This is a genomic window from Streptomyces sp. NPDC028907, from assembly GCF_055564995.1.
Window position 1 is genome coordinate 1 of record NZ_JBVHVE010000026.1, and the last position, 19,114, is coordinate 19,114.

General features: G+C 68.2%; 14 protein-coding genes and 1 pseudogene. 5 read left to right on the forward strand and 10 right to left on the reverse strand.

The features are described from left to right. Window positions 1–155 precede the first annotated feature (155 nt). The 5 genes from ACZ4UU_RS43200 to ACZ4UU_RS43220 form a co-directional block, all read right to left on the reverse strand. Window positions 156–1,373: a hypothetical protein gene (locus tag ACZ4UU_RS43200; protein WP_471908927.1), complete on the reverse strand. Its 1,218-nt coding sequence runs from the start codon at window positions 1,371–1,373 to the stop codon at window positions 156–158. A gap of 132 nt (window positions 1,374–1,505) precedes the next feature. Then, complete coding sequence (locus ACZ4UU_RS43205) at window positions 1,506–1,928, reverse strand: hypothetical protein (RefSeq protein WP_471908928.1); 423 nt, start codon at window positions 1,926–1,928, stop codon at window positions 1,506–1,508. A 66-nt stretch (window positions 1,929–1,994) separates the two neighbouring features. Further along, window positions 1,995–3,761 (reverse strand): ParB/RepB/Spo0J family partition protein, encoded by a 1,767-nt coding sequence (locus tag ACZ4UU_RS43210; protein ID WP_471908929.1) that lies wholly within the window; start codon window positions 3,759–3,761, stop codon window positions 1,995–1,997. Between the two features lie 93 nt (window positions 3,762–3,854). Further along, window positions 3,855–4,319, reverse strand: coding sequence for a DUF6197 family protein (locus tag ACZ4UU_RS43215; RefSeq protein ID WP_471908930.1), 465 nt, complete (start codon window positions 4,317–4,319; stop codon window positions 3,855–3,857). Between the two features lie 73 nt (window positions 4,320–4,392). After that, window positions 4,393–5,133, reverse strand: a complete 741-nt coding sequence (locus ACZ4UU_RS43220) for a DUF2786 domain-containing protein (protein WP_471908931.1) — start codon at window positions 5,131–5,133, stop codon at window positions 4,393–4,395. Window positions 5,134–6,101: 968 nt separating this feature from the next. Here ACZ4UU_RS43220 and ACZ4UU_RS43225 point away from each other — a divergent pair. Further along, complete coding sequence (locus ACZ4UU_RS43225; protein WP_471908932.1) at window positions 6,102–6,737, forward strand: hypothetical protein; 636 nt, start codon at window positions 6,102–6,104, stop codon at window positions 6,735–6,737. A 52-nt stretch (window positions 6,738–6,789) separates the two neighbouring features. On the opposite strand, the gene ACZ4UU_RS43230 is transcribed toward ACZ4UU_RS43225, so the two are convergent. Next, window positions 6,790–7,320: a hypothetical protein gene (locus ACZ4UU_RS43230; protein WP_471908933.1), complete on the reverse strand. Its 531-nt coding sequence runs from the start codon at window positions 7,318–7,320 to the stop codon at window positions 6,790–6,792. 329 nt (window positions 7,321–7,649) lie between these two features. On the opposite strand from ACZ4UU_RS43230, the gene ACZ4UU_RS43235 reads away from it, so the two are divergent. Continuing rightward, the gene (locus tag ACZ4UU_RS43235; RefSeq protein ID WP_471908934.1) at window positions 7,650–8,117 is read left to right on the forward strand and encodes a hypothetical protein; all 468 of its coding nucleotides are present in this window, start codon (window positions 7,650–7,652) and stop codon (window positions 8,115–8,117) included. Between the two features lie 126 nt (window positions 8,118–8,243). On the opposite strand, the pseudogene ACZ4UU_RS43240 reads toward ACZ4UU_RS43235, so the two are convergent. The 3 genes and pseudogenes from ACZ4UU_RS43240 to ACZ4UU_RS43250 form a co-directional block, all read right to left on the reverse strand. After that, window positions 8,244–8,882, reverse strand: a pseudogene (locus ACZ4UU_RS43240) (IS30 family transposase); the annotation flags it as partial. Window positions 8,883–9,344: 462 nt separating this feature from the next. Further along, window positions 9,345–13,889, reverse strand: coding sequence for a trypsin-like peptidase domain-containing protein (locus ACZ4UU_RS43245; RefSeq protein WP_471908935.1), 4,545 nt, complete (start codon window positions 13,887–13,889; stop codon window positions 9,345–9,347). A gap of 43 nt (window positions 13,890–13,932) precedes the next feature. Continuing rightward, complete coding sequence (locus tag ACZ4UU_RS43250; protein ID WP_471908936.1) at window positions 13,933–14,319, reverse strand: CU044_2847 family protein; 387 nt, start codon at window positions 14,317–14,319, stop codon at window positions 13,933–13,935. 260 nt (window positions 14,320–14,579) lie between these two features. Between ACZ4UU_RS43250 and ACZ4UU_RS43255 the strand changes: the two genes are divergently transcribed. The 3 genes from ACZ4UU_RS43255 (at window position 14,580) to ACZ4UU_RS43265 (ending at window position 17,827) form a co-directional block, all read left to right on the forward strand. Continuing rightward, a complete protein-coding gene (locus ACZ4UU_RS43255; protein WP_471908937.1) occupies window positions 14,580–16,616 on the forward strand; it encodes a Tn3 family transposase in 2,037 nt (678 codons plus the stop codon). Next, window positions 16,613–17,089, forward strand: a complete 477-nt coding sequence (locus ACZ4UU_RS43260; RefSeq protein WP_471908938.1) for a hypothetical protein — start codon at window positions 16,613–16,615, stop codon at window positions 17,087–17,089. The genes ACZ4UU_RS43255 and ACZ4UU_RS43260 overlap by 4 nt, the downstream gene beginning before the upstream one ends. A 207-nt stretch (window positions 17,090–17,296) precedes the next feature. Beyond that, complete coding sequence (locus ACZ4UU_RS43265) at window positions 17,297–17,827, forward strand: SMI1/KNR4 family protein (RefSeq protein WP_471908939.1); 531 nt, start codon at window positions 17,297–17,299, stop codon at window positions 17,825–17,827. Here the strand turns inward: ACZ4UU_RS43265 and ACZ4UU_RS43270 are convergent. Next, window positions 17,822–18,895, reverse strand: a complete 1,074-nt coding sequence (locus ACZ4UU_RS43270) for an IS110 family RNA-guided transposase (protein WP_471908940.1) — start codon at window positions 18,893–18,895, stop codon at window positions 17,822–17,824. The genes ACZ4UU_RS43265 and ACZ4UU_RS43270 overlap by 6 nt on opposite strands. Window positions 18,896–19,114 lie beyond the last annotated feature (219 nt).

The following is a 19,114-nucleotide window of genomic DNA, read 5'->3' on the forward strand; positions in this document are numbered from 1 at the left end:
CCCCCCCCCCCCCCCCCCCCCCCCCCCCCCCCCCCCCCCCCCCCCCCCCCCCCTCTTCCCCCCCCCCCCCCCCCCCCCCCCCCCCCCCCCCCCCCCCCCCACGGCCCGGCGGCCGGGGTCCGGCCGGGCGGTGGCTCCCGCCCGGCCGGGACCTGCTATGCGGCGACCGGTTCGCGTGCGGCGACGCGGCACCGGGTGAGTACGGTCTGTGCGGTCTCGCCGTAGATGCTGTGGTCCTTGACCGTGCCGGTCAGCTCGACCTCGTCACCCTGGTCGGGGACGTCGGCGGCGGAGCTGAACCAGACGAACACGTTGCCGCTCGGGTCCTGGAACTTCACCAGTCGGCGGCGCTGGGTGTGGTAGCCGTACGTCCGGCCTTCCAGCTCGATCACGGTGGTGACGGTGGCGGTGGTGGTGATGCGCTCGCCCACGGTGCCCTGCGGCCGGGAGTTCTGGGCGGCCCGCTCGGTGGCCTCCTTCTCCTGGTCGCGGTACCAACCCGCGATGGCGGACACCAGCGTCGGCAGGTGGCGCGGGTCAACGGTCTCACCCTTGGCGAGCTGGCCCACCTTGTGGCGGTAGTCGGAGAGACTGCCGTATCCCTGGACGGCCCACGCCCGGACAGCGGCGGCGGTGCCCGGCGCGTCCGGGTCGGCATCGAGCGCGGCCCGCCACTCCATCGGGGCCTTGCGGTCGAAGAAATACGCTTCGACGCCGTCTGCGGTCGGCATGGTGTTCTTCCACTGCTCGGACCGGCTGTAGAACCGGCCCTCCGCCTTCACGATGGCGGCGGTCACCCGCAGCACCTCGACCACCGGGACGCGGAGATCGGCCGGGATGCCGCCCTCCTCACCGTCCCAATCGGAGTCCTTCAGCGTGCCGAACCTCCACAGGGCCTCAAGGCCCTTAATCGGCAGACCGGTGTACGGCTCCACGCACGTCGTACCCAACTGCCGCATCTCGCCGTTCTCGTGGCGCGCGAGATAGGTGGCGGTGCGGTGACGTGCGACAGCGCACCCGTGGCAGAAGTTCTCGACGGCGCGGTACTGGCGCACGGCCTCGGCGTCCTGCTCGGGCAGGCCGGGGAACAGGCTGGTGATCGTCTCGCCCTCCTCGTCGTGGTCCAGGCGGGCGATGACGGTCCAGCCGTGGTGACGGGGGATGTCACCGGAGATCGTCACGGTGACGGTGGGGCGCTTGCCGATCAGACGGCCGTCAATGTCGTGGTAGTCGGCCAGGAACGGCTTGGAGATGTCGAGCGCGTACGCGCTGAGGCGGTGGACGGCGGCGCGGGCGTTGGTGGCCTCGACAAGCTGACGGACGCGGGACTCGGCCGTGGCGGGGATGGAAAAACGCATGGCTGCGCTGGTCATCGTGGGGGCTCCTGCTGGTGAGAGAAGGAATCGAGCGGCCGGGCGGGTTGCCCTCCGCGTACGGCCGGGGTCGGGCCGGCTGGCGGCCCGTGGGTCGGAGGGGGTGTTGCCCTCCCCCTCCGACACCATTAATTAAACCATGTTTTGCGGTGTGGGGCAAGCGTCCCGGCCGGGGATGTCGAGTGCGGCACGGTCGCGCAGGAACGCGGCGAACAGGGCGGCGATGTAGCTGTCGGCGATGCCGTACGTGCGGCGGAAGTCAAGCGCGCCGATGCGCTCGCCCCGGTGGCGGACGGGGAACGGCTGGCCGGGGGCCGGGATGGCGAGCGCGTACAGTCCGCGCGGGGTGTCCACGCGCAGTACGACGGCGGCGGCCTGGTGGTCGTAGGCGGCGGACCAGCGGGCGGGCCCGATGCCGAACTCCGCGAGACCGGACGCGATGGCGCGGGCCTGCATGATGTCGGCGGTGGTGCTGGGGTCGGGCTCGGCGGGGGCGGGGACGCATCCGCAACCGTGGTCGTCGGCGTGGGTCTCGAACAGATCTGTACGGGTCACTGTTGGGCTCCTGGGATGGCCGGGGGCGGGAGGGTTCCCGCCCCCGGCGTCGGGCGGCTGAGGTGGTTACGCGGCGGCTTCGTCGTCGCTCGCCGGTTCGTCGGCCTCCGGCTCGCTCGCCTCCTCGTCGGTGCCGGGCTCCTGCTCGGTCTCCGGCTCGCTGCCGGACGTGATCGCGGCGCGGGGCTTCTTCTTCGACGGGTCGTAGGGCTCGCCGCCCATGACGGACTGCTCGATGGGCGTCAGCGGGTACCCCAGGGACGCGAGCACCTGGAACCAGCGGCCCGTGGGCTTCCGCGTCCACGGGGCGTGCTGGCTGTCCGTACGCCACGCCGACCGGTTCGCGCACTTCTCCCGGACGGCGGCGATGGCCGCGAACTGGAGTTGCGGGGCCCGGCGCGGGTCCTTGGCAACATGCCCGGCGAAGCTGCCCCGGTCCTTGGCCTGCTCGGTGTTCAGGCCCAGGAAACCGGCCAGGATCTCGGTGGTGCCCTCCTTGTTCAGGTCGTCGGAGATTCCCCAACTGCCGTTCAACAGAGCGTTATTGACGTGCCCGATCAGGGTGTTGGTGGTGGCCTTCGGGAGGTTGCGCCGCTTGATCAGGTCCGTGATCCACTTCCGGCGCAGGGCCTCGGCCGCGTCCCAGTCGATGTTCCCCTTCTTGACGGCGGCGCGGGCTGCGCGCTCGGCTTCCTTCTCAGCGGTGGTCTTCGTGCCGCCGCTGGCGCTGGCCCCCTCGGGCACCGTGTGCCCGTACAGGCCGGGGGCGGAGCAGTAGGGCTCGTACCGGTCCCCCCGCCGCTCGTCGAACACCCACACAAGCCCCTTGCACTCGGCGTGCTCCTCGGTGCTGATGCCGCGCAGTCGCCACACGGGCATCGCGCGCTCGGACAGCTCCTCGGCGTCCCGAATCTTCTGCCCGGCAGCCTCCAGCTCCGCACAGTGGGCCCCGGCCTTGATCCGCTTGTCTCGCTTGGTCCGCTCAACGGCAATGGCCCAGTCGACGTCTCCGGCGTCGGCGTCGTCCTCGGCGGCGGCCTCCGTGATCGCGGCGAGCGCTTCGGCGTCGTCGGCAAACTCCGAGAGTGCAGCCAGGTGCTCAAACGTCCACTCGTAGTTGCCCGCGCCCGTGACGGCGGCGCTCAACTTCTCGTCAGACCTGACCTTGACCAGCGTCTTCACGTCCTTCTGCCGCACGCCTGCAGCCTTGGCGATGCGGCCGACCTGCGCGCCCGCCTCGGCGGCGCTGAACATGGCCTGGTTCATCTCGGACGGGGTGAGGCTCTTACGGTGCTGGGCGGTCGTGATCATGTCGAGGAACTGCCCGGCCGGGTCGCGGTCCTCGTCGTCCCACTCGTAAGGCAGGTGAGTAAGGCCCGCGTCCGTCGCTGCGTGGTAGCGGCGGTTTCCGTCGTTGACCTGGAGGACTCCGCCGTCCCGTCGCTGGATCTTGACGGGGATGCGGCAGCCTTCGGCGCGGAGCGATTCCACGAACGGCGCGTTGATGTCGAGGTCTTCACGGGCGTTCTTCGGGTGCGGGGTGAGCGCGTCGATCCGGATGACGGGGCGGGACGTGACCGGCACGGTCTCCAGCCCTGCGGCGACGGCGGCGGCCAGCCGCTGGAACCCGTCGATGACCTGCGGCACGTCACCGTGGGTCCGCACGACGTACAGCGGCTCCACGACGCCGTTGTCCTTCACGTCGGCCAGCAGATCGGCCGGGGCCTCGATGTCGCGGACGTTGCCGGGGTGCGCGGCGAGTTCGGCGACCGCGAGGGTCGGCCACGGGGCAGGGGCAGTCTGGACGCCGGCCTGAGTCTTGACGTTGGTCATCGGTCCTTCTCTTTCTGGTGAGAGTTCGTTGGGCCGTTCGGCCCGGTGAAGGTGTCGGTCGGGGGGTTGCCCTCCCCCTTCCGGCACCATTAATTAAACCATGTTCTTGATGGTGGGGCAACCGGGGATGCTGTGATCGCTGTCACTCGGGTGCAGGGCTGCGGCGGCGCGGATCATCGCGGCGGCCTCGGCGGTGGTCCGCTCGGGTTCGTCTCCCCAGCACCACAGCAGGGTGCGCCGGTAAGCGCCTTCCGTGAGCTTCAGCTTTCGCCACCGGACGCCGGACACGGGGCGGCCGTTGATGTGGTTGCTGAGCACCACGAGGGAATCGAATAAGGCACGCTGGAAGATCTCCCACGGTTCGCCGCGTGCGGACCAGCGGGGCCGGACGGAACGTACGCCGCGCTCCCACGCGTGCAGCACGGTGCACGGGGCGGTGTCGCCCATCCGGCCGGGCTGCCAGAGGTGGTCACCCTGATAGAGGCCGACGCGTTCGATGTGGTCGGCGGCAGCGGTGAGGATGCGGGCGGGGGTGGCCGGTGGCTTTCGAAACGGCACGGTCATGCCTCCTGGGATAGATCGGGGCCGGGTGGCTGGGGGCGGCGGACGGCCGCCCCCAGCCTCAATGGGGCTACGCGGAGATGGACCCGGTTGTGGCACGGCCGATCCGCTTACCGCCTATGTCGGCGCGGCTTCCCGCCATCCATCCGGCTCCGTACCCGTTGCCGGTCATGGTCGTGGTGCCGCCCTTCCGCGAACGCGGGTACGCCTGCCGGTAGTTGCGCGAAACGACGGCCTTACGGTCCGCGAGCACGAGAGCCGCGGTGCGGCCGGTGGCGGTGGCCTCACCCCTGGCCTCTTCGCGTGCGCCGCGCTCGGCCTCCTCGATGCGGTCGCCCACCCGCTTGATGAAGCCGAGGAGCCAGGAGCGACGCCATGCGCGCGCCCCCTGCCCAGCCGGGACCGACTGAGCGGCCAGGCCGCTGTTCATCTGGAGAAGAAGGGAGGTGTAGAGCAGTTCGACGCGCTGAAGGTCGCTCGCGTACCCGAAGATGTGCACTCGACGGGCCGGGCCGCTGCCGTCCCGGCCAAGGTGGATGAGCTGGCAGCCGAGAGCGAGCGCGATGCGGTTGATGAGGCGGACCCGCTCCATCGCCCACGGGCTGTCCAGAACGATCTGACGATCCGTCGGGGCGTCGCTGGCCGGGCTGGAGTCGTTGAGCACCGCCTGCTCGACTCCGTACTTCGCCATCATCTCGAACGCCCGCGTCCGGGCCAACTCCGCCTCCGCCTCCGGCGTACGAGGGTCCTCCGCCTTAGCCAGTAGGGCGCGGATGGTCTCGAGCTTCGCGGGGGCCTTCGTGGTGCTCACGTACGTTCTCCTGGCGAGAGAGGTTGTCGGCGGCCGGTCGGCCCGCCGGTGCCGGTCGGGGGTTGCCCTCCCCTTCCGACACCACTAATTAAACCATGTTCCAGGGGTTAGGTCAACCCAGATACGCGCCCTGACCTGCCCTTTCCCGTGCCACCGGCCCGCACCGCCCGGCCGGGCCCGGCCACAACGGGCCTGGGCGGGGTTCCCTCCTCGGTCGGACAGCTCCGCCGTACCAGGGTTCCGGGCGCGGTGTCCAGGCTCGCGCAGCGACCGCGCAGCGGCCCGGCCTGGACACCGTGTCCGGGTCCCTGGTACGCCCCCCGGGTGTCCGGCCGAGGGGGGAACCCCGCCTTCACCCGCACCACAACGATGCCGCACCCAACCAACCAGCCCCCACCCCCTCCGAGAGAGGACCCGCCGGAGGCACTGAATCTCTGCCGCCGGCGCCCTCCGCCAGTTCGAGATGTCCGCGGACCTGTGTCTACGGTGCGCGCGATGAGCAGCAATTTCGAACAAGACGGGGGAACAGGTGAGCACGACTCCGGCAGCATCAGTGAGCGCGGCGGAGCTGCGGCGGCGGGTTCGAGCTGTCGAAGCACTCCAGGCGAAGACGCGGGAGATGGCCGCGGCGAACGTGTTGGCCACGCGCGAGACTGCGGTGAAGGCGGCCCGCGCGAAGGAAGAGGCCGATGTCGCTGCACGGGAGGCCGCTGCGGCTGCCCTGCGGCTGTTCGACAATGACGCGGAGTTGGTTGCGGAGTTGTTGGGTGTACCGGCGGAAGAACTGGAGCGTGAGGCGAAGCCTGTTACCGCCGCGCGCGCCAAGGAGGTCATAGAGACGCTGCGAGCCCGTGCCGAGCGACCGCGCCCCCGTCGCACCCGAGCGCCTCGGGCGGAGGCATCTGCCCCGCCTCCTCCTGCGCCCACTGCCCCGGCACCGGCCTCCACGCCGGAGGACGGCCGGGCTGATGTCGCCTGACTACAACCTCGGGCCCGGACTGTTCCCACTCACGGCGGTGAACGGGTCCGGGCCCGCTTCCGTTGACGAACAGCTCGCCCTCATCGGTGAGCCAACGCCCGTACGCATACCGGCCATTGAGTGGTCTGCGTGGCTGGCCAACGAGGCAGTCAGAGCCCGTTACTGGGCCAAGGTCTACCGCACCTCATCGCAGACGGACTGCTGGTTCTTCCTCGGCGGCATTTCCAGTACGGGCCACGCCAGCTTCCGCGCGGCGTCCCTGCCGGGACGGACCCGACGCGGCACCGTTCCGGCCCACCTCTACGGCTACCAGCTCGCCCACGGAGTCTTCCCGCGGCTCGGCTGGGGCAACGACTACCCGACCGTCTGCCACACGTGCGACAACCACTCGTGCCAGCAGCCGAAGCACCTGCGGCTCGGCACCCCCGCGGAGAACCGAGCGGAGTGGCTCGCCCGGCGCCGCGACCCCTACAGCCCTCTGGCAGACCTCCGCGGGCCGGCGGGACGCTCGCGGGCCATCGCCACCGCGATACGCGAGGGCCTCGCACTCGGCGAGCCCGAGGCAGACATCGCCCTCCGAATCCGTGCAGCCGCTGAGGCAGGCAGACCCTTGAGCCTGTGGTGACTTCAGCTTCCGCCGCCGTGCACCTCTGTGCACCTCGGCGGGGATGCTGCGGTCAAGGCGACTCGGTGTTCAATGCGGCCCGTGCGGCGGCCTGGAAGTCCTGGTCCGGCCGCCGCTTGGCCTTGGCTGCCGCTTTGAACCGGTCGTCGAACTCCTCCAGACGCCCGTGCCCGGCCTCGCGGGCGGCGGCCAGCCACGCCATGACAGCACGCTGGATATCGAACATCGCGGTTCGCAAGGCGTCAGCTGCCTTCGCCGCCGAGCCCGGCCCAGCCACGGCGACTGCCGCGGCAGCGGCACTGAACTCGGTCCACGCATCGTGATCCGCGACGAAAATCGCCTGCCACTCTTCGGGCGTGCTGCCTTCTGCCCATAAGCAGTCGGCCATCCTCCACTGCGTGGCGGCGAGCCGCTTCGTCGTGGAGATGTACGCCACATACGCATCTCGACGGGTCTCGTCACGCCAGCGCCTTAGATCGGCGCTGCGCTGATTGCGCTGCTCCAGCGCGGCCAGCCAGCCGCCACTCAGCCCGCCGATCGCGCCGATTGCCGCACCGATGACTGCCGCAGCACCCGCGTCCATGACAAGGCAGTAGAACGTAGCGTCGGGACTCTTCGCCAGAGCGCCGACCCCATCGCCGCGCTCCCAGCAACCCCAGGATCGGCCCGCCCCTTGGTATACGCCGCGACAGCACCCGGCTGCTCCCCGTACCTCCGGCCGACCGACGTTCACTCCCTCTTGGCGCCGCGGTGAAATGCGAAAAGATGCCTATACACACCCAGTGGATAAGTCTCGATGCAACAGAGCGCCACAGCTGGTCACTTGAGCAGCGCTGTTGGTCAACGAACAGGGACCCAACGCCTCGATTTGTCCTATTTTCATGGCGAGCTGGCAGAACTACGGTTCCGCTCATGGACTGGGGGACATTACTCGGCACAATCGTCGGCGCCACTCTGGGGATCGGCTCGACCATGCTCGCCGACCACACGCGGTACCGTCGCGAGCAAGCGAACCGCGTGCACGACACCCTTCGCGATCTCTACAGCACCTATCTCGCCGCCCTGAACGACAGCTCGACTGCCCTACGCGTCATCATCCTCAGGGAGAGCGACGCCACTGCGCGATACCAGGCGGCTTTGGACGCCTTTCGAGATGCCTCAGTACTGACCCAGCGCTACAGGATCGCCCTGCAGGCCCCACCGGCGGTTCAAGAGAAGTCCGACCGGGCCTACAGGCTGCTCCGGCAGTGGCGCGACTTGCTCAACACGCATCCAGACCTCTCCCTCACCTCGCCGGAGTACCGCGAAGGGCTGGAGCGGTTCCACCAAGCCCGCGAAGACCTCCATGCCGCGATGCGCGCAAGTCTCAGTACCGCATGACCTTGACAGCGGTCCGCGGCCCCACTTGCCAACTTGGGTTCTAGAGGTGGTCGCAACACCAGACCCTGAGGGGTGTTGCATTGACCAAGCCGCGGCGGAACGGCTGATGATCATCGCAACACGCGATCACTCAAGTGTTGCGACGAGCTTAGCGAAGAGCTCGGAGGGCGTTTGCCAGCCGAGGGCCTTGCGGGGACGGTCGTTGAGTTCCGCGGCGACGTAAGAGAGGTCTTCGGCGCTGTAGATCGACAGGTCGGTGCCCTTCGGGAAGCACTGGCGCAGCAGGCCGTTTGTGTTCTCGTTCGAGCCGCGCTGCCAGGGGCTGGCGTGCTCACAGAAGTAGACCGGGATGCTGGTGGCGCGGGTGAACTCGTCGTGCCTGCCCATCTCGCTGCCCTGATCCCAGGTCAGCGAGCGGGCGAGGTCAGGTGGCAGGTCTGCGAAGGCGTGCACGAGGGCGTCGCGGACGTGCTCGGCACTCCGTCCGTTGGGGAGGTGCAGGAGTTTGACGTAGCGCGTGGTGCGGTCGACGAGCGTGCCGATGGCCGACCGGTTGCCCTGGCCCACGATGAGGTCGCCCTCTCAATGTCCCGCGACCTGGCGGTCGGCGGCCTCGGCCGGGCGCTGGCTGACGAGGGCGCCGGGGTAGACGAACCGGGTGGCGCGCTGGTCGACGCGGCGCCGGCGGCGTCGGGCACGCCGGCCGCTGCGCAGCACATCGGGCTTGCGTTCCAAGCCGCCGCGGTGCGGCAGGTAGATCGCCTGGTTACGGGGGTCCTTCATTTCTGTCCGTTGTCCGTCCTAGGTGCAGCCCCCACTCACCCGCAGCCCGCACACACCAGTCCGCATCGACAGCCGACTCGGCTCGCCCTCTCGCTTCATCTGTCACTCAGCGCAACCACGGTCCCAACGAGACGCAGATAGAGCGCCGTTACCCTTAAACGGGCAGGCCTGGCCATAAAAGGAGAATCTTTCCAGAGGCTCGGGAGTGTCGATTGATTCTGCACGTGTGTCCACCGAGGGGCAGTTGCTCGACCGGCAGATCCGCGCTCTCACCGATGCCGGATGCAGTCGGATCTCTCGGACAAGAAGTCCGGCAAGAACGCCGAGCGCGAGAAACTGTGGAGGCCCTTGACTACCTGCGGCCCGGCGACACTCTCGTCGTCCCGATTCCTCCACCACTTCGAGGGACGCGTGATCCGAGCCCTATCTCCGTGTCGCGCCGGATCAGTGGTTCGGCCTGTCCTGTACGAGCTGTAACACCTCATTGGCCCAGACACGCATCTCGGCGGAGAGCCGCCGATCGGATGCCATGGCGTGCAATGCATGCGTGGCAATGGGCGAGCCTCTGGGATCCAGGATGAGCATGAGCAGCGCTGCTTTAGACCGGTGCGGTTCGGATACGGTGCCCTCCATGCACAGCGTGGCCAGCGCCTTCATGGCCTGTTGTGGGGCTCCGGTGGCGGCCAGTTCTCGGGCTATCTGCATGACTAGAAGAGGCGGTGACAAGGCGTCCTCCGCCACCGCGTTCAAGGCCTGCAACGCGGTGATTCGGTACGTCTGCCCGTAGCGTCGCAGGCGACGTGCCGCCAGCGCCCGGGTGGCCGGGAGCTCCGATGGCGCGGTAGCAAGGGTGGCAAGGGACCGCGCTGCCAGCTCTCCGGAGCCCTTCCAGTCCAGGGTGTGAATCAGATCGGTCGCGGCGATGCGGTGTGGTCGCTCGGGTGCCACGACGTGTGCCGCAAGCAGTGTCTGGACTGCTTCGTGCAGGTCTGGTCCGAGCAGGGAGAAAACCTTCAGCCTGCTCAGCCACCCTGGAATGTGCACTCCGGAGGGGAGGGGGCACAGGAGGGGCAGATCGCTGCACAGCCGGGCTCGGGTGGCCGAACTGAGGTAGGCAAGGGCGGTGACCACTCCGGTGGAATGGAGCGGATCCGGGTCTGCTCGAGCCTGGCGTTGCCGCAGGAGAATTTCCATGCGGTCGCGTACGGCGGGACTCATGCACGACAGACCGTCGGTCAGATCAATCAGCTTGCGGGTCGGCATGGTGTCACCAAGGCTGTCGAGCAAAGTCAGGACCGTCGTCTCGTGCTCTCGTTCGCTACCGAGACGGGCGATGAGGCGGGTGGCCTCGATCCGGTCCGCGTCATTAGCGTCGTGCGCGTCGGCAACACGTGCCGCGCAGCGGGAGGCTGCCATGGGGTCGTGAAGGCCCAAGACGGCGGCTACTGCCAAGGCCGCCTCGTTGTTCGGAGCTCGTGTCACGGCTCTTTGGAGCATCCTCGCGGTTTCATCCCTATGGCTGCTGACGGCTGTAGCAAGGAGCTCAGCCGCTGCCCTGCACCAGTTCTCCGCGCTCGCGTCGAGAGAGCTACGTGCGGATTCCTCGAGGAAGGCCACGGCTTCTGGGTGGTATTCACGGCCGAGCCGGACGATGGTAGTCGCCACTCTGTAGGGGTCGGCATCGTGGGCACGGGTGAGAAACTCAACGGCCGCGTCGGCATCCAGCGCCCGTACTGATGCGAGGACTTCCAAGCGGAGGATGTTCGTGAGCCGAGAGTCCAGCAGGATTCGGCACAGCTGGGTGACCACCGGTTTGAGGAGCGTTTGCTGGGAGGACCAGAGGGCATCCCGCATCATGGAGTCGATCGACGGGAAGCTCCACATCGCCATGGGGGCGGTGAGCAGCCGGAGGCCGGCTTCCTTGTGCTCTTGTTCGCCCCGCAGGAGCAGCGCCGCGAGCACGGCCCGCATAGGCCTTCCGAGGTATGGCTTGTCCGAGTGTGCTGATGCGTGGGCGGAGTGCCCGACGATGTCCGCAAGGAGCGACAGCACGAAGTCCGCATACGGGGATCCGAGGGGGGCTGGCTGTCTGGTGAGCCACATCGCTATGGATGGCCACATCTCGGTCTCTTCGCGCACCTTGTGGCCGTGAGTTCCGCGCGGGGGGCCGTAGGATATCTGTGCAGCCACTATGCCGAGGGCCAGCGCTGCGACATCCTCTGCGTCCGCTCCGTCGTCCAATGCCAGAAAGACCACGATGCTCGGGGGAACAGGCTCGGGGCCGAAGGGACGTGCCCGCTCCTCGGTTGGCTCCCTGTACCGGCCGCGCTCGGGGGCGATGACGTCGGTCCAATCACTCGGCTGGCGGAGGTCCTCATCACTGCCGTCCGGGCGGGCACCGCTCAGGGGCCGGGCGTCTATAGCAACCGTGCCGGCCGCTGTTCTGGCGGGCAACGAGCTCCAACTGCGCCGTCCGTTCAGGAGATCGGCGGCGATGTGTCGGTGCAGCGCGTGCACCGATCGGTCGCGGGTCAGGTGGGCGAGTCCTTCGAGGGCCGCCTGCGTCGCGCCGGCAAACTCGAGGGCGTGGGCAGCCCGAAGCCTGATACGCCCAGCCAGTTGTGCATCACGTACGAAGCGGTGCATGACATCCAGGCCATCCGATCGATACGGCTCGCCGCAGCGCAGCAGGACATGTGCCGCGGCCTCCCTCAGTTCGCCGGGGACGGCGGGGTCGACAGCGGCATGTCGGACCACGCGGTGCAGGGGTCGGCTGAGGTCGCGTAGTACCGCCAGGGCGTTGACGGTCTGGCTGACGTGCTGGGGGCTGCGAGAGGCCCGCCAGATCCAGAAGTCGACTGTCCTAGCGAGATCAAGGTGCTGACTCCCGGTCGCGTGGACACCTCGCGAGATCAGGGCGCCGGCCAACTCCCGTGACAGGTCGTTTCCTTGAAGGAGCCAATCCAGGAGATGGGTCGGGTCACCTCCCAGGAGGGCACGGTGAAGGATGACCCGCTGTTGGCTCACGTCTCCGGTCATGCAGGCCAGGCTCACTGTCCGCCACCATGTGGCGTCATCCGGGTCGAAGCGCGCAGGCAGCCGCCGTGCGTCGAGGAGGTCGCAGATGTGCTCGGCGAACGTGTGGTGAGTGAACTGCAGGCCCTCACCGTCCGGTACCACCAAGCCAGTCGAGGTGAGCACCGAAGCGACGATCTCGGACCAGTCGGGGGGCGCGGGCTTCGGTGTGATGCCTTTGGCAGCGAGCCATTGCAAGGCCTCAGCTAGCAGTGATTGCCTGCCGAGGGCGAGGGGCGCGAGGTGTTCCACGAGGGAGACACGCGCAGCGACCAGACGGTGTGTGAGTTCCTGGGCCTGATGTCGTCCGGCCAGCCGGCCTTGCAAGTCGTTGAGCAGCTGGCGGGCCCTGGAGTCGTAGAGGTAGGAGAAGTACCTCTCGTATAGGTCGAAGCGGCTTGCCGGCAGCGGTTGTTCCGGGTCTTCTTCGAAGACGACTGCGGCGACGGTGGCCAGCAGCGGATTGGACGCCTCTTCTTCGAAGCCCGCGGCCACGACCTGGCCTAGGAAGCGGCCGGACAGTTGAGGCGCATGTGCGAACCAAGCCCGCGCGAACTGCGACAGTTGGTCCTGCCGAAACGGCTCGATCACGTACTGTGTCAGAACTTCCTTACTCTCGGTCCAGACCGGTCGTTCCACCTCGGGCAGAGGGCGACTTGTCACCAGGACGCGGTATGCACGTTCCTGCTCCATGAAGATGCGGATGCGTTCGATGAGATCGACCCGATCCAACCTGGCGGTCACTTCGTCGAGCCCGTCGACGATGATCAGCCATTGGACTGCTTGACTCGATCTTTCCAGGAGGTCCGATGGCGTCTCACGGGACATAAAGCGTGCCAAACCAGCCTGCAGAGCGTCGTACACGGCAGTGAGGAACCGCATCCCTGGCCGGGACGCCAGATCCCGGGCCAGGACGCGCAGGGGAAGCAGTGTCACTTGGCCGGCCTCATCGGGCAGGACGATCCGTCGAGTGGACAGTTGAATCGTCAGCGTGGACTTGCCCGACCCCGCCTCGCCGGTGAGGAACACATGCCGATGTGTGGCAAGGGCATCCTCGATCGTCTTATTAGGTTCGACGGTGGGGTCAAGCTTGCCGGGCGTGGATGTGGAAACCTGCTGCCGTACATAGACGGTCGCCGGGTCGCGGCCGTGCAGCCCCACGGCTTGGTAGGGGAAGGCACGCGCCGCGCTGCGTTGCGCCTCCAGTACCGCCTCGATGTCGTCGCGCTGAGGTTCGGACCGCCCAACGTTGCGGCCCAGACAGCGCTCGGCGATGCTGTCCGCCCGAATGGCGTAGCTCTGCCGCGTGGCGTCGGCAGTAGTGAGGCGGGCATAGGGCTTTGACTGGTGGGCACTGACCAACAGCCCGACGACGGCCTGCCGCTCCCTGTCCCACAACGGGCTCCCGCTGTAACCGGGCTGCACGGCGTGGCCGGTCGACGCGCCGCCCAAGACCAGCCAGTCGTCCGCGATGCCCGACACCCGGGTACGCACCACCGATGTCGGTTCACCGCTTCCGAACCAGGTCCAGGCCTCCTGTTCCAGCTGAGGGTTTGCCAGCGGCACCGGACGCACTCGCGCGGGCAGGGCCTCCCCCACTTCCAGCAGCGCGACGTCCCCCCGCCACCGCCGGTCACTGCTTGTGGCTACGCCGTCGGCGTCGCGCAGCGAACGCGCAGGCCACCAACCGACGACGCGCCCGTCTTCACGGGCACCGGGAGCCGCGGGCCACGCCACCGTCACCCGCTCGTTGCGAGGCTCCGACGTCTCGAACTGGTCCCTCCCCAAGGCCGTGTTCACCACATGGGCACAAGTCAAAACCAACGCACGCTGGTCCTCGCCGACGATGAGCACCCCTCCGCCGACCACAGTCTTCCCGTCGTGCTTCAGAAACGAGACGAATGCTGCACGCAATGCCTCGTCCGCAGTGACGGGGTGCACAACAATCGCTCGCGCGTCACTCGCTGGCGGAGTCGGCGGCGTTATCACCCAGCCGCCACGTCGCAGAGACGTTGAAACTCGCCTCTCCTCCGCTCACCACCGCCAGTTTGAGCCCGGCCGTCAGCTTGATACCGAAGTCCACCGACAGCTCCTGCGGAGCCCGGGGCAGTCGGGTCACTTGGTCATGCAGTCCCTGCAGGACCGGAACCAGAGGCGCCAGGGCGTCGTTCAGAGTCTGACCTGCCTGCTGCACCACCCGGGCGCCGAGCCCCACGGGTTCCACCGCAGCTCCTCCAGGGAGCTGGAACTCTGCGTCCACCGCGCCACTTGGCCCATCAGTTGGCCAGACTTCGATCAACACAGCCGTACCGTTGTCGAATTCGAACTCAACGAAGTCAGACACCCGTCCCCCACCACGTCGCACTGACACCACCGCCAGTCCCTGACACGCGAACGGCATGTGGGCAGGCTCGCTCAGTCTAGCGACTCAACATGCTGGGCAACGCAGGAAAGCTTTCCGAGAGCTGTCATGTCCCGTTGGGTGATGTAAGTCTGGACCACTCTGCCCTGGTGGAGTCACTGGAGTCGCTGAAAGCTCGGACGCCGACGACGTGGTCCGCCGGGCCATGCATCCACCGCGAAATCTCGGCCGACAGCAGGATCGTGGCTCGCTTCCGCAATGAGATCGACACCGCCGAGCACGTCTACGACTGGACCCATCTGGGCAAACAGGTGGCGGCTCAGATCCCGGTGGCGAGGAAGCTGCAGCAGCCCGAACGCCCGGCAGAATCCACCGATCTGCTGCCCGACTGGTACGCCGAGCCGAAACCGTCACCGACCCCGGCCCCGTTGGCGGCCAGTCTGGAGCCGGGCAACTTGTGGTACGCGATGCAGTACCTCCCGTACGCGAGGCTCGATGACGCAGTGCATAGCTTCGGCCCGCCCGACCAAGACGCCCTGATCTTCGGCGACGTGGTGCCGATGGACGGCGTCGTCCGCAAGGACTGGCGGGAGGCGGTCGTCGACGACAAGGGCCGCGTCGAGCGCATCCCGTACGAGCTGTGCGTCCTGGTGGCGCTGCGGGACGCGATCCGCCGCCGGGAGATCTACATCGAGGGCGCCAGGCGGTGGGGCAACCCGGAGGACGACCTGCCCGGCGACTTCGAGTCGGCCCGCACCGTGCACTACGCCGCGATCCGCCAGCCCGAGGACCCCAAGGAGTTCATCGCCGGGCTGAAGCTGCGGATGACGGACGGCCTGGACCGGCTGTCGGCCGCGCTCGCGGAGGGCTCGGCGGGCGGGGTGAAGGTCACCGCCCGCAAGGGCGAGCCGTGGATCACCGTGCCCAAGCTGGAGCCACTGGACGAGCCCACGGGCCTGGCGGCCCTCAAGGACGAGGTCGTACGACGGTGGGGCGTCCTCGACCTCCTGGACGTGCTGAAGAACGCCGACTTCCTCACCGGCTTCACCGACGAGTTCACCTCGGTCGCCGCCTACGAGCGCATCGACCGCACGACCCTCCAGCGGCGCCTGCTGCTCGCGCTGTTCGCCCTGGGCACCAACATGGGCATCCGGGCGATCGTGGCCACCGGCGAGCACGGCGAGACCGAAGCCACCCTGCGCCACGTGCGCCGGCACTTCGTCACCGTCGACAACCTCCGCGCCGCCGTCACCCGGCTCGTGAACGGCACCTTCGCGGCCCGGGACGCCGCCTGGTGGGGTCAGGGCACGGCGTGCGCGTCGGACTCGAAGAAGTTCGGGTCCTGGTCCAGCAACTTCATGACCGAGTACCACGCCCGCTACGGCGGCAACGGCGTGATGATCTACTGGCACGTCGAGAAGAAGAACGTCTGCATCTACTACCAGCTCAAGAGCTGTTCGTCGTCCGAGGTCGCGGCGATGATCGAGGGGCTGCTGCGGCACTGCACGGACGCCGAGATCGAGTCGAACTACGTCGACACCCACGGCGCGAGCGTGGTCGGGTTCGCCTTCACCGAGCTACTCAACTTCCGCCTGCTGCCCCGGCTCAAGAACATCGGCAGCATCCGCCTGTACCGCCCGGACGACACCCCGCCCGGCTGGCCGGCGCTCGGCGCCTCGCTGACCCGGCCGATCCGCTGGGAGCTGATCGAGCAGCAGTACGACCAGATGGTCAAGTACGCGACCGCGCTCCGCCTGGGGACGGCGGAGGCGGAGCAGGTGCTGCGGCGCTTCACCCGCGGCGGACCCAAGCACCCCACCTACGCCGCCCTCGAAGAACTCGGCCGCGCAGTGCGCACGGTCTTCGCCTGCGACTACCTGGCCAGCCCCGGCCTGCGCCGCGAGATCCACGGCGGGCTCCAGGTCGTGGAGAACTGGAACAGCGCGAACACCATGATCCACTACGGCAAGGACGGCGCCCTGACCGGCCCCGACAAGGAGCACGCCGAGACATCGATGCTCGCCCTGCACCTGCTCCAGTCCAGCCTCGTGCACGTCAACACCCTGCTGCTCCAGCAGGTCCTGGCCGAGCCGAAGTGGGCGAACAGGCTGAGCGTCGAGGACCGGCGCGGCCTGACCGCGCTGTTCTGGTCGAACATCAACCCGTACGGTACTTTTCGGCTCGACATGGACAAGCGGCTCGACCTCGTGCTGACCGCAGAGTTGCCCCGTCCCCGCACCCCAGTGCACCCCACCCCGACCGTCGCAGAGGCCCGATGAACGCGTACCGAACTGCCGCGCTGCACCGCCCGGCCGCGGACTACGACCGGAGGTTCGACGGGCAGCCCGTCGTCCACTGCCCGGACTGCCACTGGGCCCAGGCCTTGGACAAGCGCCTGCACCAGGGGCCCTGGGCCCTGATCTACTGGCACAGAGACCACCCGGCGGCCGACGCGGTCGACCACCTCGCAGAGCTGCCGGACCGCCTGACCATCCCCTCGTACGTGCAGTGGGGGTGGCAGGCCCACTGGCTGGCCATCGAGGACACGCGGACCGAGGAAGGGTTCCTGCTGTTCGGCCGGGAGGACTTGGAGATCTTCCACTCAGTCTCGGCCCACGGCAGCCTGGACCAGGCGGTGGTCGCGAACACCCATCGGCGGTCGGTCTTCCCGTCCGCGGCCCGCGCCGAAATTGAAGCCGCCGCCTCCAACCTGTTCCGCACAGGGCTGCTCCGCCCGGCACGCGGTCTATAAGGCCCTGCTTTCGTATAGCTACGGCCAGGTGGCGTGTAGCTCTCTGTGACGCTCAGGGCTTCATGTCAACAGGAGGGCTGCCCGCAGCCTCCATCACGCCCTTCGCCACTCGTCCTTTGTGTATGTGGAGGCAAGGTCGGCCGAGCAGTCTGCGTTGAAGCTCCTATAGATCGTCAAGCCCGTGGGTGGGGTCCATAGGATGCGTTCGTGGCGCGGTTTGATGAGGTCAAGGCGATGTTCTGGGGCGAGGGTCGGTACGGGGTTCAGCCGCCGTTGACCGACGCGGTCGTTCAGGATGCCGAGCGTCGGCTCGGTGTCCGTCTGCCGGCTTCGTTGCTGGAGATCCTGCGGGTCCAGAACGGCGGTGTGGTGGCGGAGTTGTGGAACGCGTTCCCGACCGATGTGCCGACGTCATGGAGCGAGAATCACGTTCCGCTCGACGAGATGATGGGCATCGGCCGTCACGACGGCCAGGTGTCCTTGCTGGACACGGCGTATCTGGTCGAGGAGTGGGGTCTTCCGTCCCCTCTGGTTCTGTTGTCCGGTGATGGTCACTGCTGGATCGCTCTGGACTATCGGAGGTGCGGGAAGCACGGGGAGCCGTCCGTGACGTGGTTCGACGTGGACGACGGCACGGAGCTCCCGCTGGCCGCGGACTTCCAGGCGTTCGTCGAGCGTCTGGTTGCGGCCACGTCGCTCGATTCCGGTGACTCGGACGGTAACCGGTCGGCGTCATGATTTTGCTCTGGCCGAGCCTGCTGTGCGCAGGGTGCTGGTGCTCATGAGGTGCCTGTAGATCTCGCGGGCGACGAACCTCTTGAGGCACCGCATGATGTCCTTGGTGGACATGCCCTCGGCAGTGCGTCTGGCCACATAGTCCCGTGTCCGCTGGTCGTACCGCATGCGGACCAGGACGATGGTGTAGAGGGCGCTGTTGGCGTGTCGGTCTCCGCCGCGATTGATGCGGTGGCGGTTGGTGCGGCCCGACGAGGCCGGGACCGGAGCCGCGGCGCACAGGTGGGCGAAGGACGCTTCGGATCTGAGCCGGTCGGGGTTGTCTCCTGCGGTGATCAGCAGTTGGCCGGCCGTCTCGATTCCCACTCCGGGCAGGGCGACGAGACTGGGGGCCGCCCGGGTCACGAGGGGAACGAGGTCCGCGTCGGCCTCTTTGATCTCCTGCTGAAGGGCCTGGTAGCGCCTGGCCAGGCGGCGAAGTGCCGTCTTGGCCGCGCAGGCCGGGTCCGCGAGGTCACCGGCCGGCCGGGTCCGGGCGAGGGTGTCGATCAGAAGGCCGGTGGGCAGTCCACGCAGCTTGTCTCGCAGGGCGGAGGGAGCAGTGACCATCAGAGCGCGGATCTGGTTGATGGTCTGCGTCCGGCCCTTGACCGCGCTCTTGCGGACCACGCGCAGAGCACGGATCGCTTCCACGATCCCGTCCCGACTCTTCGGAGTTCCGCTCGCCCGGCCGGACAGGACCGCGGTGGCCGCGGCGTAGGCGTCGATCGGATCGGACTTGCCGTGAGCCCGCCTGGCCCTGCGGTCCGGGCGGTCGACCTCCACGACCGTGATGCCGTTCGTGGTCAGGAACCGGGCGAGTTCGGCGCCGTAGGCTCCGGTGCCCTCCATCCCGACCGCGATGACCTCGCCCTGGGAGCGGAGCCAGGCCAGCAGTTGCTCGTATCCGGCCGAGTTCGTTGCGAAGGACTGCGTGTCCAAGCGACGGCCGACCGAGTCGATCACTGCGGCTTGGTGGACGTCCGTATGGGTGTCGATTCCGCCGATCACCGCTATCTCGGGCGCTGTCATGCTCGGCTCCGCCGTCCTTCCCTCTGAGGCTGCGAACAGCGCGTGCTGCCCGGGCAGACGGACAAGACAGTGAAGGGGCTGGTGGCCAAGCTCCTATGAGGTCACGGACGCCCGCGAGTACACGCAGTGGCATCACCCGCGGGCCGACGATTCAACGCACAGGCAGCCGAAGCGCCAGTCAGACCCAGAGTCAGACCCCCGAGCGATGCCGCGTACATC